The following is a 17,273-nucleotide window of genomic DNA, read 5'->3' on the forward strand; positions in this document are numbered from 1 at the left end:
ACGGTCAGTTATTAGGTGCTTACAAAACGGCCAAGTCTGGGTTAAGGGCTTGGCCGTTTTTAGCGTAGTTATTTAGTGGATAGGGGCTACACGCCAGCCTTGATCAAATTCCAAATACGTTCAAAGCGTTGCGCGTAGTCGGGGTCGTTCCAGGTCTCCTTAAAATTCGGGAGGGTGAAGATGGCGAAGGTGGCTAGGATAGACTCGGCCCGTTCGTTGTGGGGGTCGTCGTAGCCCATGATGTGGGAGACAATCGTGTATGCCGGGATTAGGACGTCACGCAGCGCTTTGGGATTGCTGTCGATATAGCGGGTATTGAGTGCAAACATTTGTGGGTTGGTATTGTAAGCATTTTTCTTAGCCGTCACGAAGGCCCACAACCAATCGTGCAACTGTGACTGGGGCGTGGCGGACGGATCACACTGAATCTGATCGATGATTTCGCGTTGAAACCAGGCCGCCGCTACCGCTTCCCAGAGGGACTGTTTATTTTGGAAATGTTTGTAGAGGGCGGCATGGGTCATACCCAGTTCCGTGGCGATTTGAGCCAGCGTGACCTCAGCGTTGCCGGTCTCTTGAATCAAGCGTTCAGCTGTGCTGAGAATCTTGTCGTGAGTTGTTAGTGTCATTTTAGGTTGCCGAAACTTCGTGGAATAGAAGATTCGAGCGGTTCGCCTCCTTTAGTGTGATTTTTATATATTCTACCATAAAATGAATCGAGTTACTTTATTTGAGTTTTGTAACTAGACCTGGTAGACTCTTGGAGAGGTTACAAAATGGATAAAAATTACTAATTACTTCTAGAGGAGGACCAGCCGCCATGCAAGCTGCCCAATTAAACAAATACGATAAAAATTTCAAACTCGAGGTCAAGGATATTCCGGTGCCTACACCAGCGGCTAACGAGGTCTTGGTACAAGTGAAATTCGCCGCCGTCAATCCGTTGGAGCTACTGATTGGTACTGGTAGTGTGAAGCTGATTCAAGACTACCCGATGCCAGTCACAATGGGCAATGAGCTTTCCGGGGTGGTAACGGCAGTTGGAGCCAACGTGACTGACTTTAAAGTGGGGGATGCCGTGTATTCACGGCTACCTTTAGGTAAGATTGGGGCATTTGCGGAATTTGTTGCGATTGATCAGCAGGCAGTTGCCCTGAAGCCTGAGGACTTAGACTTTGCGCACAGTGCGGCCGTTCCGCTGACCGGACTGACAGCCTATCAAGGCTTACATGAAGAACTTCACGCCCAATCTGGTGACCATGTCATGATTCCCGGTGGATCCGGCTCGTTTGGCCAAATGGCAATTCCTATCGCCCGTGAAATGGGGTTGAATGTCAGTGTGAGCGGTAACGCCAGAGGTAAAGCGGCGGCGCTAGCTAACGGCGTAGACCAATACTTTGATTACCGTCAGAAAAATTACTGGGAAGAACTCGCTCCGGTAGATTACGTGATTGATACGATTGGCCCTAAGGAACTGGACCACGAACTTAAAGTACTGAAGTCCGGGGGTAAATTACTCTCGCTTAGAATGGGGCCAAACCGTCACTTCGCGCAGAGTCATCATCTTTCCTGGCTGAAGACGACGCTGTTTTCGCTGGCGGGTGCGCGGCTCGATCGGCAGACAAAGGCCGTTGGTGCACAGTACCGGTTCATCTTTGTCCGTAGCGACGGCGCTCAACTCCGCAAAATTACCGAACTGGTGGAACGTGAAAACATTGTCCCAGCCATTGATCCGACAGAATTCAAGTTGGCCGATATTAATCAGGCACTGGAATTGGTTGCCACGGGTCATCCTAAGGGGAAGGTATTGATTCGTTTCTAAGCGGTGGGTGTACTGGTTATATATTAGAAAATGGATTGCTTAATTAGTGGATAACAAAATAAAACCGTTGGCCTAGTAGCTAACGGTTTTGCTATTTAATATGTTCAAAACAATTCGTATGCTAGGTTCTGAATTTATTCTGTATTGGTAATCACAGTTAGAAACCAATTGCATGTCATTGGTTTAATAGTTAAAAACCAGCTTAGCCGGAGGAGGTCAGGGGTGTAGCCGGCTGTGACGATGACGTTAGCTGACGTTTTTTTGTCAGGTTAGGTCATGGGACGAGCTTGGAGACGTCCGAACTTTGACGGCTTCAAGTCGAGGCCCAAGACCGCTTCTTAGGCTTGGACCGGTCCCCACAGCAGGCGGAACCCCTGACAGCCGCAGGCGAGAGTTTTTAGTCAAATAAAACCCCACTCTTCACGACAGAGTGGGGTTTCGGAAGTATTGAAGTTTTTAGAAATTACTTAGTGAAGTCGACAACCATCCGGCCAACAATCTTGTTAGCTTTCATTTCGTCGATGATATCGTTAACTTCGTCAAGACGACGAGTTTGAACGATAGGGTGAACCTTACCTTCAGCACCGAATTGGAAGGTTTCAGCTAAGTCTTGACGGGTACCAACTAAGGAACCACGAACTGAGATACCATCCAGAACAGTCTTGGCAATGTTCAATTCCATGTCACCTTGAGGTAAAGCAACGGCAACTAACTTGCCATCTGGCTTCAAAGCGTTAACGGATTGAGTGAAGGCGTCCTTGGTAACGGCAGTAACTTGTGCGTTGTCAACACCGCCGACCTTTTCTTGGATTTGTTCAGCAACATCACCATCATGACGGTTGATTAAAATTTCTGCACCGTCTTTCTTAGCAGCAGCCAACTTGTCAGGGTTACCATCAACGGCAACAACGTGGGCACCGAAGACATTGTGGGCGTATTGAATAGCTAAGTTACCTAAACCACCGGCACCAACAACTTCAACCCATTGGCCTGGTTTAGTTTCACCAGTCTTAAGTGCTTTGTACATGGTAACACCGGCACAGGTAAGGGAAGTTGCTTCAACTGGGTCCAAGCCTTCTGGAACCTTAACAGCGTAGTTAGCATCAACGATACATTCTTCAGCCATGGCACCGTCAACAGTGAAACCAGAGTTCTTGACGTTCCGGCAAAGTGTTTCGCGACCGCTCAGGCAGTATTCACAATGGCCACAGCCCTTGAAGAACCAAGCGATAGAAACCCGGTCACCGATCTTTAAGTTGTCAACGTCGTCAGCAACTTGGATAACTTTACCGACACCTTCATGCCCAATGATCCGGCCAGGTTGCTTACCGAAGTCACCAGCAGCAACGTGTAAGTCGGTGTGACAGAGACCACAGTATTCCATCTTAACTAAAGCTTCACCATGGGTGATGGGACGTAAAGTAACATCTTTAATATCAACGTAACCGTCGACTGAATCGCGAATAACAGCAGCTTTCATTTCAAAAAACCCCTTTTCTTTTTTTTTACAATGCCTAGTATACTAAAAAATAAGATGATTTCAAGTGAAAATGTGAACAAAAACAAAATAATTGAAATGTGATTAGTTGTGCAAGCCTACTAACGCTCGCTTTCTTAGATTGTTGAGCAAATGTCTGAATGTGAAAGAAAAAGTTTAAAGGGTTTTCACAACCAACCTGGACGATTGTATGCAACCGGTTGTCGTGGTCTGAGCGACTGAAAATCGGGCTAATAATAAGTAAAAAATTAGATAAATGTGAAGCGACCGGTGGTTTTCGCATACAATTATGAGAAACTATGATAAAATTAAATGTTGAAATGAATAACGGACGTCCGCTCCCGGTATGGATTTGTTTGAGAGTGGACGCATTTAAATAGCCAGAGGAGTTAAAGCGCAATGAGTCGAATTTTAATTATTGAAGATGAAAAAAATCTCGCCCGCTTTGTCGAGCTTGAATTGAAGCACGAAGGTTATGAGACTAACGTGCAGTTCAACGGTCGTACGGGGCTGGAAGCAGCGCTGTCCCAAGACTTCGACGTTATTTTACTGGATCTTATGTTGCCAGAACTTAACGGAATCGAAGTGGCCCGTCGTGTTCGTGAAGTCAAGAGTACGCCGATCATCATGATGACGGCTCGGGACTCCGTGATTGACCGGGTCTCAGGGTTAGACCATGGTGCTGACGACTATATCGTTAAGCCATTTGCCATTGAAGAACTCCTTGCCCGGGTGCGGGCCCTGTTACGGCGGATTCATTTGGAAGGTGAACAGAAGAACACCAAGCAAACGACCGTTAAATTCAAGGATCTCACCATTGAAAAGGAAAACCGGATCGTGCGGCGGGGGGATGAAGTCATCAACCTGACCAAGCGTGAATATGAATTGCTCCTGGCTTTGATGGAAAACATCAACGTGGTCTTGGCCCGCGATGTTCTCTTAACTAAGGTTTGGGGTTACGAATCCGAAGTCGAAACCAACGTGGTGGATGTATACGTGCGGTACCTTCGGAACAAAATTGATGTGGCCGGCCAGAAGAGTTACATTCAGACGGTGCGGGGCACGGGGTACGTGATGCGTTCGTGAAATCAATAAATATTGAAGAACGGGATGCCGCAGAAGAGGAAGAACCTAAGCAAAAGAAGGGGTTTCGTTTTTCCCTAAAATGGGAATGGACGTTATCCACGGCTTTTGGTGTTCTGATTATTTTTGCGGCTATCGTTTTCTTAATTTTTAGTAGTTTTATGACGGTGCTGATGCGCCAGGAAAAGACCCACGTCGCGGATTCATTGAACGTGGTGGTCGAACGTCTGAGTAATCAAGGGGTGGCGCTCACTGATAAGCAGGTCGATCAGCTGTTGCGGCCACGTAATGTCTTGGCCGATGAGACCAGTGGCAGTCAGCAGGGGGCCCCGTATAACAACGCGGTCGTCACCACGCTGGCCCGCGATAGTCAGACGGTTACGGTCTACGATACTGAGGGGAAGGCACTCTTCTCCACGGGGGATACGACTGCAAAATTTAGAGCCGTCGACAAGCAACACATTGCGGTGACCACGCTGAATCACCGGAAACATCTGGTGGGACGGATGCCGATCCACAGTAAGGAAAACGACAGCTTACTGGGCTACGTGCAGGTTACGGATAATCTCAAGGATTACCGGGCAACGCAGGTCAAGTTATTCCAAGTTGCCATTGTCTTGGGGCTGATTGCTGGTTTGGCTGTGGCCATTCTCAGCTATATCCTGGCATCATTTCTGTTGCGGCCCGTCGAAGCCATTCGTGAGACGATTCATGCCGTCAGAGACGATCCTCAGACTGACAAGCGGGTACCGGAGATTCGGCATACCGATGAACTGAGTGACTTGGGAAATCTCTTTAACGGGATGCTGGATACCACTCAGGGGTACATGGATCAACAGCAGCAGTTCGTGGAAGATGTTTCCCATGAATTACGGACGCCAGTGGCGATTATTCAGGGTCACATGGAGATGCTGGATCGTTGGGGGAAGGATGATCCCGAAGTACTCGACGAGTCCATTAAGGCCTCCTTGCAGGAGACTAAACGGATGAAGAGCCTGGTTCAAGAAATGTTGGACCTGCAACGGGCTGAGCAGATCGAAGTCAACTACACCAATGAAGTCACCGACGTGAGTGAAGTGGTGCAACAGGTCTACGACAACTTCAAGATGATCCATCCCGACTTCGTCTTTATCTTGGATGATGATGTTCAACGGCCGGTTCAGGCACAAGTCTACCGGAACCATTTGGAACAGATCCTAATCATTCTTCTGGATAACGCCGTGAAGTATACCCAGACGCGGAAAGAAATCCACCTGACCTTCGAGAGTGACTCTAGGAACGTCGAGGTGGCCGTTCAAGACTTTGGTGAGGGAATCTCCCAAGAGAACCGTGACCGGGTCTTTAACCGCTTCTACCGTGTTGACAAGGCCCGTTCGCGGACCAAGGGGGGCAATGGGCTGGGATTAGCCATTGCCAAACGTCTAATTGAGGCGTACCACGGAAAAATTACCATCGAAAGTGCCGTGGGTTACGGCTCCGTCTTCCGAATCTCGTTACCGATTCTTTCGGACGAGGATGCACGCATTCTCAACGAGAAAAAGGAGCGGGCTCAAGCTGAAGCCAACGATACGGGAATTCCAGGTATCAAGTCGGCATTATTGGAAGATTCACCGCATGATGATGTGGCGGATAACATTAATGACGGCGATTCTAAGGATTCTAAATAAGATTTAAAGGGAACGACTCAGGACGAGCATGTCTTGGGTCGTTTTTTTCATGCAGTGATTTTGGAGTTGACAAGTTCAGGGGGATCAGGTATTCTATGATAACTAGTTAGTTACTCTAGTAGCTAACCAATATGGGGAGGATACGAAAATGAAATTTTTAATGAAATTTGGCATGTTCTGTGTGGGGTTAATCGTTTTAATCGGTGTTGCTGCCGTTATTACCCCGAATTTAACCAAGAACCACGGGACGGAGTTGGCCATGGCCATTGACAACGTGAATCCAGCGGTCAAGGCAGAAGATGTCTACGCAAGTACCTCGGTAAAACCGATTCGCCATTACATTGGCGGTGGGGGCGAGAAGGAATACGTCTATGAATTGGCTACCTACAATAACCATGGCCAGATGCGTAAGCTCACGTTTGATTCACAGTGGGTTCTGAAGCCTAACCGTTACCTTAAAATTAATACTAAGGGGCAAAACGTGGAGACCTGGGAAGCTGTCGACCGGGCTGAAGTGCCAAGCGGGATACGACAGAATTTGATGATGTCATAATTTGTGGAAATTAAAAAGGACGCCATTGTGGGATGTAGATTGATTCCATAATGGGGTCCTTTGATGTTGAAAAATAGCTTTTTGTATAGAGAAATTCGAAGACTTGCTATATACAACTATTGCGACTTTCACCGTTAAATGCGTGATTTTGGTGGCCAGCATCCTTAAGTTGTTAAGGATGGACGCCACCTATGTCAGCAGGCGCCATGCTCGGAAGGTCATGTGGGAGGTCCGGTGATGGCTTTGATTATGTTAGAACGGGAGCCCGTCTTTCTCGGCTTTTTAGCGTGAGGCCTCGAGCTGTCCCGTTCTTTAGTCGAAGATGGTCCTCTGAGGTGAGGAAGAGCCCTTGGCAAACCATGGCCGAAGACAACAAAAAAGTGCCCCTCACCCAATAGCGGTGAGGGGCACTTGACGTTCAGTTGTGATTAATGATGCCGTTGCTGCTTTCCGGCATTGCGGTTACGGTTTTTCTTTTCTTGCGTCTTGGCGGCAGCTGGTTGACTGGTGGCTGCTGACGAAGCAGGAGTCGCTGGTTTAGCAACGACTGGTTCAACAACTGGCTTTGGCTTAGGACGGCTTTCCATCTGTTCCTTGATCTCCCGCCGAATCTTAGGCCGGTAGAAGTTGATGATCAGCGTTTGGAAACAGGCGAACAGTCCACCAACGAAGAAGTACAGGCCTAATCCGGCTGGTGAGCTCATCGTGAAGAACAGAATCATCACGGGTGAGAGCAACAGGGTGATCCGCATCTGCTTCTTCTGGTCTTCCGGCATCCCCAACATGGACAGGTAACCCTGCAACAGGTAGGAGAGGAAGGCGAGAATGGCCAGAATCCAGCTGGACTTCCCAAGTGGAATCGTGAGGAAGACGGCCCCAGATAATTCTGGTGAGTACCGAATAGCGGCGTACAAGGCGGCGAAGATCGGCATCTGAATCAATAGTGGTAAACAACCGATACCACCAGTCATGCTGATCCCGTTTTCTTTGTACAGGGCCATCATGGCTTGGCTGGCAGCGGTCTGTTCTTCAGGTGTCTTGGCTTCTTTTTGCCGTTTTTGCATGGCAGCCATTTGTGGCCGAACCATCGAAATTTTTTCCTGCTGGACGGTGGCACTACGCATCTGCTTGATCATGATTGGTAGTAGGACCATTCGTACGATGACGGTTAGTCCGATGATTGCCCAACCATAACTATTGCCGAAGAGCTGTGCGAGCCAGTCCATCACGTGTTGTCCAGGGACGGCCAGGTAGTCATAGACGAAGCCATATGGTTTCCCGTTCTTGGTTTGCACACAGCCACTCAGGACGAGGGCCATGGCCGCCAGTGCACCGGTAACCGTGACTTTCTTGGAGATTTTCATTTTTATTTTGAACCCCTTTGTATTTAAAACGTAGAGCGCGGACGCCCCCAAACGACGAAAACGCCGCTAACATCAAACATATTACTTGATTTGTAGGTGATTTTCAAATGATTATCTAGTGATTATCCGGAATTCTGCAAATCGTTGCGTCCGGGCCGCAGTCACCTTGAGGTCGTGGACGATTGCCCAGGGCGTTACCCCGGCCTTTATCTGGCGGGCAAAGTCTGCCAACTGGGCTGTATCACCGCTAGCAACAATGGCGACTTGACCCGTTGGTAAATTTTGAACAGTGCCGGTGATCCCTAACTGCTGGGCTAAACGAGCTGCGGACCAACGAAAGCCCACGCCCTGAACCTGACCAGTGACTAAAAAATGTTGCGTGACCACAAAAGTTCCCCCTTATGCTGGAAAATTTAGATTAATCATACCGCGAAGTGCCGCGTCTGCCTAGCGATATGGTAGAATTAACCATGCGGTTTTGCCTAACACTAGTGGCGAAAGGCATTGAAGTCACGGTCAGGCAGAACCGACTTGTACGAAAATGAACAAACTTTTGGCGTAAATCTACTATATATAAAGAACATTTAGCAAATAAATAAATGAATCATTAAAAGTGAGGATAAATTGATATGAAAGAAAAAATCACGTCTGGTCAAAATAAACGGGTCAAGCAGTGGCGGGCCTTAACTTCGAAGAAGGGACGGAAGGCAACTCAGTCTTACCTTCTGGAAGGCTGGCATTTGGTGCAGGAGGCCTTGAAGGCCCAATTGCCACTCACGGCCATCATGGGGACTGCAGAGCAGTTAGACGCGCACACAGCGAGCTTCCCAGCTAACGTGGACGTCTTCGAACTGACCGACAGCATTGCCAAGACGCTGGGCGACACCAGTACGCCGCAGGGAATCTTCGCAACCGCACCCATGCCGGATGATACGGCAGTTGATCCTGCCACGGCGACTGGGACGTGGCTGTTCTTAGATCAAGTCCAAGATCCTGGCAATATTGGGACCATGGTGCGGACGGCCGATGCCGCTGGGCTGACCGGGGTTGTTTTGGGGCAGGGAAGTGCGAGTCGCTTTTTACCTAAAGTTCTACGGTCCATGCAGGGAAGCCAGTTTCATATTCAGCTGGTCGAGGGCGATCTACACGAATGGATCACGGCCTTTACGCAGCGGCAATTGCCGGTCTACGGAACCAACCTAGATCCCCAAGCCAAGGATTATCGGGATATCGATGCCCTGCAAGCCGGAGCAATCGTCATGGGTAACGAAGGCAATGGCATGGCGCCTGACCTGCAACAGTTAACGACACGAAACCTTTACATTCCGATTAAAGGCCAAGCTGAGTCACTCAATGTGGCCGTCGCAGCAGGCATCGTGATGTTTCGATTGGTTGGCTGAACGTTAAGAAACGGTAAATCACAATCACTTTCAGAACATTTTCATTGCTTTTTATCCAAAAGGAAGTATGATATAGGGTAATTAAGCATGACTGAAAATCATAATTCTAAATGAAAAGGAAGCATTCTATGACCAAACTTACTTGGCGTGATGACTCTGAGTACCTCGATTTAGTTTCTGACTTGTTGGAACAGGAGCCGGTTCAACGCCTGGCGAATTACACCCAGCACCACCATTCAACGCGTTTGGAACACTCAATTTCAGTGTCCTATAACAGTTATTTAGTTTCAAAGAAACTTGGTTTGAATACCCGAGCCACCGCACGGGGTGGGTTGTTACATGATTTATTCTATTATGATTGGCGCACGACGAAGTTCAACTTAGGCTCGCACGCTTTTATTCACCCACGAGTTGCTCTGCGGAACGCTGAAAAGCTGACTGACTTGAGCGATATGGAAAAGGATATTATTTTGAAGCACATGTGGGGCGCAACCCTGGCAACACCTAAATACCGGGAAAGTGCCATTGTTTCCTTGGTCGATGATTACGAAGCGGTTCATGAATTTTTTGGCCCAACCCGCAAGCACGTCCAAGCCTTTGTTGAAAAGCTTACGCCTAACGCCTAGTTTCGGTTGAGAAATGGGGGGTCAGTAACACTATGCAAATGATGTCATCACAGACAAAACCTGAAGAGGGCGGCGTAGATTTCGCGCTGTGTCCGCGGTTTGAACAGACCTTCTCATTTCTAGGGAAGAAATGGAACGGGCTGATTATTGATGTGCTCCTCCAAGAGGGGCCACAACGGTTTAAAGATTTAGCACACAAGATTCCCCGTTGTAGCGACCGTGTCCTGGTCGAACGACTCAAGGAATTGGAATACAACGGTGTGATTGTTCGTCGGACTTTTCCCGACAATTCGTTGATTGAATACGAATTGACGCAGAAGGGTGAAGAGTTCAAGGACATCATGGCGGCGGTTCACGCTTGGTCGGACAAGTGGTATTGCCCAACTGAGGCAGACCAGAAGTAGTTGACAGTATCGAAAAAGTCGGCTAGTCTATAACATGTAATAATTTAAAAACGATGATAGAAAAGCAGTAGCCGGTGCAATTTGTCAGGAAGAGTTTGCCAAGACTGGAAGCAAACTTCAAATTACTGGGTGAATTCAGTTCTTGAGTTGTAATCGGGAGTCGTGGCAACACGATGAATGATTTTCCGGTGAGTGACCGTTATCACTTCTGAGTGTGGTTAGTTTTCGTGAGGAGACTAGCTGAATCAGGGTGGTACCGCGAAGCTTCGTCCCTAGTTATGGGGACGGAGCCTTTTTTTGTGGAAAATTTAGCCAACCGGAAGTAGAAAAGTAGAGAAAATGGAGGATGACGTATGTCGTTAAAGGATAAGCTCAGCGAACTGCGGCAACGCGGTTTAGCAGATATTAAAGAATCATCAGATTTAAAAGACGTTAATCAAGTGCGTGTCCAATTATTAGGGAAGAAAGGCCCCATCACCGAAGTCTTACGCGGAATGCGGGACCTCGATGCCGAAGAGCGGCCAAAGGTTGGGGCATTTGCCAACGAAATTCGTGACGACTTAGCCAACGCCCTTGCTAAACGGAAAGAAGAATTGGAAAAGGCCGTCTTAAACGCCCAATTAGCCAAGGAAACGATCGACGTGACCCTGCCAGGAACGCCAGTTGCCAAGGGTGAACCCCACGTTATCCAACAAATCGTGGATCAAATCGAAGACCTCTTCTTGGGTATGGGTTACCAAGTGCTCAGCGGTCCGGAAGTTGAAGAAGACAAGTACAACTTTGAAATGATGAACTTGCCTAAGAATCACCCAGCCCGTGACATGCAGGATACCTTCTACATCACGAAGGAAATCTTGATGCGGACGCAGACCTCACCAATGCAAGCCCGGACGTTGGAAAAGCATGACTTCAGCAAGGGTCCATTGAAGATGATCTCCCCAGGTGTGGTTTACCGGCGCGATACCGATGACCCAACCCACTCTCACCAATTTCATCAGGTAGAGGGTTTGGTTATCGACAAGCACGTCACCATGGCCGATCTCAAGGGGACGCTGCAGGTCTTGGCCCACGAATTATTCGGGGACAAGTTCGATGTACGGTTACGCCCAAGTTACTTCCCATTTACCGAACCTTCAGTTGAAGCCGACATTACCTGCTTCAACTGTGGCGGTAAGGGTTGCAAGGTTTGCAAGAACACTGGCTGGATCGAAGTTCTGGGTGCCGGGATGGTTCACCCGAACGTCTTAAAGATGGCTGGCGTGGATCCAGACGTTTACGGCGGATTTGCCTTTGGGGTCGGTCCCGACCGGTTCGCTATGTTGAAGTACGGTGTCGATGATATCCGGAACTTCTATTTGAACGACGTCCGCTTCCTGACACAATTCACAAAGAAAGGATAATCGCCAACCATGAAGATTTCATACAATTGGATTAAAGAATATTTAGATTTAAATGTTAAACCCGCTGATCTGGCGGAAAAAATCGAACGGACTTCCGTGGAAGTCGATGGTGTCACCACACCTAGCGACGGCCTGAAGAAGATCGTGGTTGGGCACGTCCTTTCCCTGGAAGCTCACCCAGATTCCGATCACTTGCACGTGTGCCAAGTCGATGTTGGTGAAGACGAACCCTTACAAATCGTTTGTGGGGCGCCTAACGTGGCTGCCGGTCAAAACGTCATCGTGGCTTTGCCAGGGTCACGGATCGCTGATAACGTCAAGATCAAGAAGTCTAAGATGCGTGGTGTCCCATCTGCTGGGATGATCTGTGCCTTACAAGAAATTGGCTTCCCTGAAGACGTTGTTCCTAAGGACTACGTGGATGGCATCTACGTCTTACCAGAAGATGCAACGCCTGGGGATGCTGTATACGATTACTTAGGGATGAACGATAGCTTAATCGATCTCGATGTGACGCCTAACCGGGGGGACATGTTGAGCCTCTACGGGACGCTGCATGACTTGGCTGCCATTTACGATAAGCCGGTCAAATTGGATCATCCAGAAGTTAAGGAAGATGGCACTGCGATTGCTGACCAGCTGGCGGTTCACGTGGATGACGCGTTATCACCACAGTACCGGATGCGTCTGGTGAAGAACGTGAAGTTGGCACCAAGTCCAATGTGGCTACAGATTCGTCTGTGGAATGCTGGGATGCGGCCAATCAACAATGTGGTGGATATCACGAACTACATCATGCTGAAATACGGTCAACCTTTACACGCTTTCGACTACGATAAGTTCAATGGTGAAGATGTTTACGTTCGGACTGCCAAGGCCGGTGAAAAGTTAACCACCTTGGATGAAAATGACCACGACCTCGATGAAAATGACATCGTGATTGCCGATCAAAAGGGCCCAATCGCCTTAGCCGGTGTCATGGGTGGTCTGGACGCTTCCATTCAGGATGGCACGACCACGGTGGCAATTGAATCTGCCGTCTTCGAACACGACCACATCCGGAAGGCTGCGCAACGGCATAATTTACACACGGATGCTTCGCAACGTTTCGAACGGGGCGTTAACCAAGCGGGTGTGCAAGAAGCCTTGGACGCTGCCGCTCAGATGATGAACGAACTCGCTGATGGGGAAGTCCAAAAGGGTTCCGTTGTCGGAAGCAGTAACATTCCTGATTCTGCCGTTATCGATATTACGCTGACCCACGTCAACGCCATTCTCGGAACGGAATTGACCATGGACCAAGTTTCCCACATTCTGGAAAGCTTAGGCTTCGAAGTGGCCGTTAACGACGATACGTTGACGGTAACAGTCGCTGTTCGCCGGAACGACATTCATATTCCAGCTGATTTGCTGGAAGAAATCGCCCGGATCTACGGTTACGATCAATTACCAGCCACGTTACCAACTGGTCGGATGACCATGGGGACGTTGACGATGAAGCAACGCTTGATGCGTGCAACGCGTCACTCTCTCGAAGGCTTAGGCCTGAACCAAGCTATTTCTTACGCCTTAACGACGGAAGAAAAGGCGAAGATGTTCATGATGCAAGACAGTGAGACGACCAACTTGGCTTGGCCAATGAGCGTGGACCACGCCGTCTTGCGGATGAACGTGGTTTCTGGTTTGCTAGACGACATCGCCTACAACTCCGCTCGGAAGGTTAAGGACGTGGCCCTTTACGAACAAGGCCGGGTCTTCTACCGTGAGGATGGAAATGACCGTCCTAGCGAAGAGGAACACATTGCCGGTGCCATTACCGGTACCTTGATGCCCGAAGCCTGGAACCAACCAGCCCAACCCGTTGACTTCTTCCAAATGAAGGGAATTGTGGCGGCTTACTTGAAGGACATGGTGGTCAACGGTGACGTGACCTACGAACCAAACGCTGACATGCCTGAAATGCATCCTGGTCGGACCGCGGATGTCTTAGTTCACGGCCACCGGATTGGTTTCTTAGGCCAGATTCACCCGTTGATTGCCAAACAATTCAAGATTGGTGCCACGTATGTCTTTGAATTGAACTTACAAGCCATCATCGATATGCCTAAGCAAGAAAACCAATACGATGTGATCTCTCGCTACCCTGCAATTACGCGGGACATTGCCATGCTCGTGGACGATGATGTGACGAATGACCAAGTCGTTGCGTTGATCGAACGCCGTGGTGGAGCCTTCCTGCAATCCGTCAAGTTGTTTGACGTGTACGATGGCGTTAAGGTACCGAAGGGCAAGAAGTCCTTGGCCTACACGCTGACTTACCAAGACAAGCACGAAACCTTGGTAGATGACGCTGTGACCCAAGCCTTTGATAAGGTTTCTAAGCGTTTGGAAGACGACTTAGGCGCTCAGATTCGTTAATTAATAGTTGTTAGTAAATTGTGATAAAGACGCGCTTGATTCCTGGGTAGGAAGTCAAACGCGTCTTTGGCGAATGGGGAAATTTTAGTGAGAGTGTTGGTAGGGTGTTAGGTTGTCCTGGGAGATTTTGAGCTAGTGTTTTGAGAATTTGATACTGGTGTGGTTAGTCTTCTTCTGGGGGTGCTTAGGGCAAAGTGCCTTTCGAGAAGTGGGACTTTGTTGGCTTCATTAGGTCTCATATCACCTAGACTTTGAGTTTATGTTGGTTTGGGGCTCGCTCTAACTTTCTATGGCTGAAACGTGCTCCAGAAGGCAGATTCTTACACTTATCCTCAGGTAAGAGAGAAGCTAGATCTCAATCTTATATTGGTTTGAAGATTGCCTTAATTCTCTATAGCTGAAACGTGCTCCACAAGGCAGACCCCTGCGCTTAACCCCATTAAGCCAAAAAGCCAGGCCCGGGCTTTTGACCTTAATGACGTTAATGCTCAGAGTCTAACCGCCTTGTTCCGCACTCTTTTCCTAAATTTTTCTCAAAGTAGCGTTTTCAAGCCCCCACAGCCTCAGATTTTCTGTATAATGAAGAAGACTATGGCATAGAACGGAGGAAATAAGTTGGATAATGGCAATACGCCCACACCGTCAAGACAGGATTCGGGCAAGAAACGGTCTTTTGGCCGGCGAATTATGGTTGGCGTGGCGAGTTTGTTAGTCCTGCTGGCAGTGATTATCGGGATCTTCGGGTATCATTACTTCCAGACGGCACTCAAGCCCATGAATACGAAGAATAACAACGTGGTACAAGTTCACGTTCCCCTCGGGGCGACTTCTAACAAGATTGGACAGATCTTGCAGGACAAGAAGGTCGTTAAGAGTGGGATGGTCTTCAACTACTACGTGAAATCGAATAAGTTCACGAATTTTCAGGCGGGGTATTACCAGTTAAAACCGTCCATGACGCTCAATCAGATTGCCAAGCAGTTGCAGAAGGGTGGTTCAGCTGAACCTATCCAGAGTACGGCTGGTAAGCTGTTAGTTCGCGAAGGCGAAAACGTCGATCAATTGGCCGCAGAGATTCCTATTCAGACCGACTTCACCAAGGTGGAATTTCTGAAATTGATGAAGGACGAAGCGTTCTTTGATCAGTTGGCGAAGAAATATCCACAATTGTTGGACTCTGCAAAGTCCGCGAAGCACGTTCGTTATCGGTTAGAAGGATATTTGGCCCCTGCCACGTATCAAGCTGGTAAGAAGATGACGTTGAAGGACATCGTTACTCAGATGGTGGCTAAGTCCAATCAGAACTTGCAAGGCAGCTATGCGACGATCAAGAAGCAAAAGCGGAGTGTCCAAGAGGTCATGACGTTAGCATCTCTGATTGAACGTGAAGGGGTCTCACAGGCCGACCGGAATAAGATTTCCGGCGTATTCCTGAATCGAATCGACGCGGGAATGGCCTTACAGTCTGATATTTCCGTGCAATATGCCTTGAAGACCAACAAGAAGACGTTGACCTACAAGGATTTGAAGGTCAAGTCACCGTATAACCTGTACGTGCACACGGGTTACGGCCCAGGGCCATTTGACAATCCAAGTGTTTCCTCAATCAATGCGGTACTGCACCCGAAGGACCAGAAGAAGGGGTACTACTACTTCATTGCAAATACCAAGACCGGGAAAGTTTACTTCTCCCAGACTTACGCAGAGCATCAAGCAAAGACCAGTTCATTAGCAAGTGATAATAAGTAAAGGATGGCGACAGTGTTGGCAGACAAAAAGCGACCGATTATTATTGGGGTTACCGGGGGTTCCGGTAGTGGTAAGACAACGGTTAGTCGGGCAATTTTTAATCAATTGATTGGGCATTCAATCATGATTTTACAGCAGGATTCGTACTACAACGATCAGTCTGAAATGACGATGGAGGAACGGGCAGCGGTCAACTACGATCACCCATTAGCCTTCGATACGGACCTGTTGATCTCACAACTCAAACAGCTGTTGGACCGTAAGCCGATTGAAAAACCAGTTTATGATTACACAATTTCAACGCGAAGTAGCAAGACAATTCACCAGGAACCTCGTGACGTGATCATTCTGGAAGGTATCTTAATTCTGGATGACGAACGGCTACGGGACCTGATGGACATCAAGGTCTTCGTTGATACGGACGATGATATCCGCATTATTCGGCGGATCGAACGGGACATGAATGAACGGGGCCGGTCCTTGGAATCCATCATTCAACAATATCTCGCAACAGTTAAGCCAACGTACCATCAATTCGTGGAACCAACCAAGCGTTACGCGGACTTGATCGTGCCAGAAGGTGGCGAGAACCAAGTCGCTATCGACCTGTTAGTCACCAAGATTCGGGCGATCCTCGAAGCTAGTGGCAATGAAGAAGTTTTTGACAATCCAGATACAACCATATAGAATAGGACGGGTTAGCTGGTAAATCGGCTAACCTTTTCTACAAACAAAAAATTCAGGTTGGCGTGTGCGTCAATATTTAAAAATATACCAATTAAGGGGTGGCCAGTGTGGCACAAGATAAAATGTATCCAATGACTGAAGAAGGTAAGGAAAAGCTCGAGACAGAACTCGAAGACTTAAAGATGGTTCAACGGCCTAAGGTTATTGACCGGATCAAGATTGCCCGTTCTTACGGTGACTTATCTGAAAATTCAGAATACGAATCAGCTAAGGACGAACAAAGTATGTTGGAAACGCGGATCAGTACCGTTGAACGGATGCTGCAATACGCTCAGATCATCGACAACGGTGGGACCGACAAGGATGAAATCACGGTTGGTAAGAAGGTTACCTTCAAGGAATTGCCTGATGAAGAACCCGAAGAATACACCATCGTGGGGGCTGCTGAAGCCGACCCAATGTCCGGTAAAATTTCGAATGATTCTCCAATTGCCAAGGGCCTGTTAGGTCACCGCAAGGGCGAAGAAATCACGTTTGAGACGCCAGGTGGCGACATGTCCGTTAAGGTTTTGGACGTGGAATAAATTGTATTTTGAAGAACT

General features: G+C 48.3%; 16 protein-coding genes. 12 read left to right on the forward strand and 4 right to left on the reverse strand.

Going from position 1 to position 17,273, the window contains the following annotated elements:
• Window positions 1–86: 86 nt before the first annotated feature.
• On the reverse strand, window positions 87–629 hold the full coding sequence (locus FD07_RS09360; RefSeq protein WP_020090056.1) for a TetR/AcrR family transcriptional regulator: 543 nt from the start codon (window positions 627–629) through the stop codon (window positions 87–89).
• Window positions 630–820: 191 nt separating this feature from the next.
• Between FD07_RS09360 and FD07_RS09365 the strand changes: the two genes are divergently transcribed.
• A complete protein-coding gene (locus FD07_RS09365) occupies window positions 821–1,822 on the forward strand; it encodes an NADP-dependent oxidoreductase (protein WP_020090055.1) in 1,002 nt (333 codons plus the stop codon).
• Window positions 1,823–2,285: 463 nt separating this feature from the next.
• Here FD07_RS09365 and adhP read toward each other — a convergent pair whose 3' ends face one another.
• Entirely contained in the window at window positions 2,286–3,302 is a 1,017-nt protein-coding gene (adhP, locus tag FD07_RS09370; protein WP_020090054.1) for an alcohol dehydrogenase AdhP, read from the reverse strand.
• A gap of 417 nt (window positions 3,303–3,719) precedes the next feature.
• On the opposite strand from adhP, the gene FD07_RS09375 reads away from it, so the two are divergent.
• The 3 genes from FD07_RS09375 (at window position 3,720) to FD07_RS09385 (ending at window position 6,623) form a co-directional block, all read left to right on the forward strand.
• Window positions 3,720–4,406 (forward strand): response regulator transcription factor, encoded by a 687-nt coding sequence (locus tag FD07_RS09375; protein WP_020090053.1) that lies wholly within the window; start codon window positions 3,720–3,722, stop codon window positions 4,404–4,406.
• Window positions 4,403–6,070 (forward strand): HAMP domain-containing sensor histidine kinase, encoded by a 1,668-nt coding sequence (locus FD07_RS09380; protein WP_020090052.1) that lies wholly within the window; start codon window positions 4,403–4,405, stop codon window positions 6,068–6,070. Before FD07_RS09375 ends, FD07_RS09380 begins: the two co-directional genes overlap by 4 nt.
• Window positions 6,071–6,218: 148 nt before the next feature.
• Window positions 6,219–6,623 (forward strand): YxeA family protein, encoded by a 405-nt coding sequence (locus FD07_RS09385; protein ID WP_020090051.1) that lies wholly within the window; start codon window positions 6,219–6,221, stop codon window positions 6,621–6,623.
• Between the two features lie 428 nt (window positions 6,624–7,051).
• On the opposite strand, the gene yidC is transcribed toward FD07_RS09385, so the two are convergent.
• Window positions 7,052–7,987, reverse strand: coding sequence for a membrane protein insertase YidC (yidC, locus tag FD07_RS09390; RefSeq protein ID WP_020090050.1), 936 nt, complete (start codon window positions 7,985–7,987; stop codon window positions 7,052–7,054).
• A 111-nt stretch (window positions 7,988–8,098) separates the two neighbouring features.
• Window positions 8,099–8,374 carry an acylphosphatase gene (locus FD07_RS09395; RefSeq protein WP_020090049.1) on the reverse strand — a complete coding sequence of 92 codons (276 nt, stop codon included), beginning with the start codon at window positions 8,372–8,374 and terminating at the stop codon, window positions 8,099–8,101.
• Between the two features lie 242 nt (window positions 8,375–8,616).
• Between FD07_RS09395 and FD07_RS09400 the strand changes: the two genes are divergently transcribed.
• The 8 genes from FD07_RS09400 (at window position 8,617) to greA (ending at window position 17,255) form a co-directional block, all read left to right on the forward strand.
• Window positions 8,617–9,387 (forward strand): TrmH family RNA methyltransferase, encoded by a 771-nt coding sequence (locus tag FD07_RS09400; protein WP_020090048.1) that lies wholly within the window; start codon window positions 8,617–8,619, stop codon window positions 9,385–9,387.
• Between the two features lie 128 nt (window positions 9,388–9,515).
• The gene (locus FD07_RS09405; protein WP_020090047.1) at window positions 9,516–10,013 is read left to right on the forward strand and encodes an HD domain-containing protein; all 498 of its coding nucleotides are present in this window, start codon (window positions 9,516–9,518) and stop codon (window positions 10,011–10,013) included.
• 32 nt (window positions 10,014–10,045) lie between these two features.
• On the forward strand, window positions 10,046–10,417 hold the full coding sequence (locus FD07_RS09410) for a winged helix-turn-helix transcriptional regulator (protein ID WP_020090046.1): 372 nt from the start codon (window positions 10,046–10,048) through the stop codon (window positions 10,415–10,417).
• A 353-nt stretch (window positions 10,418–10,770) separates the two neighbouring features.
• The gene (pheS, locus tag FD07_RS09415) at window positions 10,771–11,817 is read left to right on the forward strand and encodes a phenylalanine--tRNA ligase subunit alpha (protein ID WP_020090045.1); all 1,047 of its coding nucleotides are present in this window, start codon (window positions 10,771–10,773) and stop codon (window positions 11,815–11,817) included.
• Window positions 11,818–11,826: 9 nt separating this feature from the next.
• Window positions 11,827–14,235 (forward strand): phenylalanine--tRNA ligase subunit beta, encoded by a 2,409-nt coding sequence (gene pheT, locus FD07_RS09420; RefSeq protein WP_020090044.1) that lies wholly within the window; start codon window positions 11,827–11,829, stop codon window positions 14,233–14,235.
• Between the two features lie 615 nt (window positions 14,236–14,850).
• A complete protein-coding gene (gene mltG / locus FD07_RS09425) occupies window positions 14,851–15,984 on the forward strand; it encodes an endolytic transglycosylase MltG (RefSeq protein WP_020090043.1) in 1,134 nt (377 codons plus the stop codon).
• A 3-nt stretch (window positions 15,985–15,987) separates the two neighbouring features.
• The gene (udk, locus tag FD07_RS09430; protein WP_033388956.1) at window positions 15,988–16,671 is read left to right on the forward strand and encodes a uridine kinase; all 684 of its coding nucleotides are present in this window, start codon (window positions 15,988–15,990) and stop codon (window positions 16,669–16,671) included.
• Window positions 16,672–16,778: 107 nt separating this feature from the next.
• The gene (gene greA / locus FD07_RS09435) at window positions 16,779–17,255 is read left to right on the forward strand and encodes a transcription elongation factor GreA (RefSeq protein WP_020090041.1); all 477 of its coding nucleotides are present in this window, start codon (window positions 16,779–16,781) and stop codon (window positions 17,253–17,255) included.
• Window positions 17,256–17,273 lie beyond the last annotated feature (18 nt).

The sequence above is a fragment of the Levilactobacillus parabrevis ATCC 53295 genome, assembly GCF_001434055.1.
Taxonomy (GTDB): domain Bacteria; phylum Bacillota; class Bacilli; order Lactobacillales; family Lactobacillaceae; genus Levilactobacillus; species Levilactobacillus parabrevis.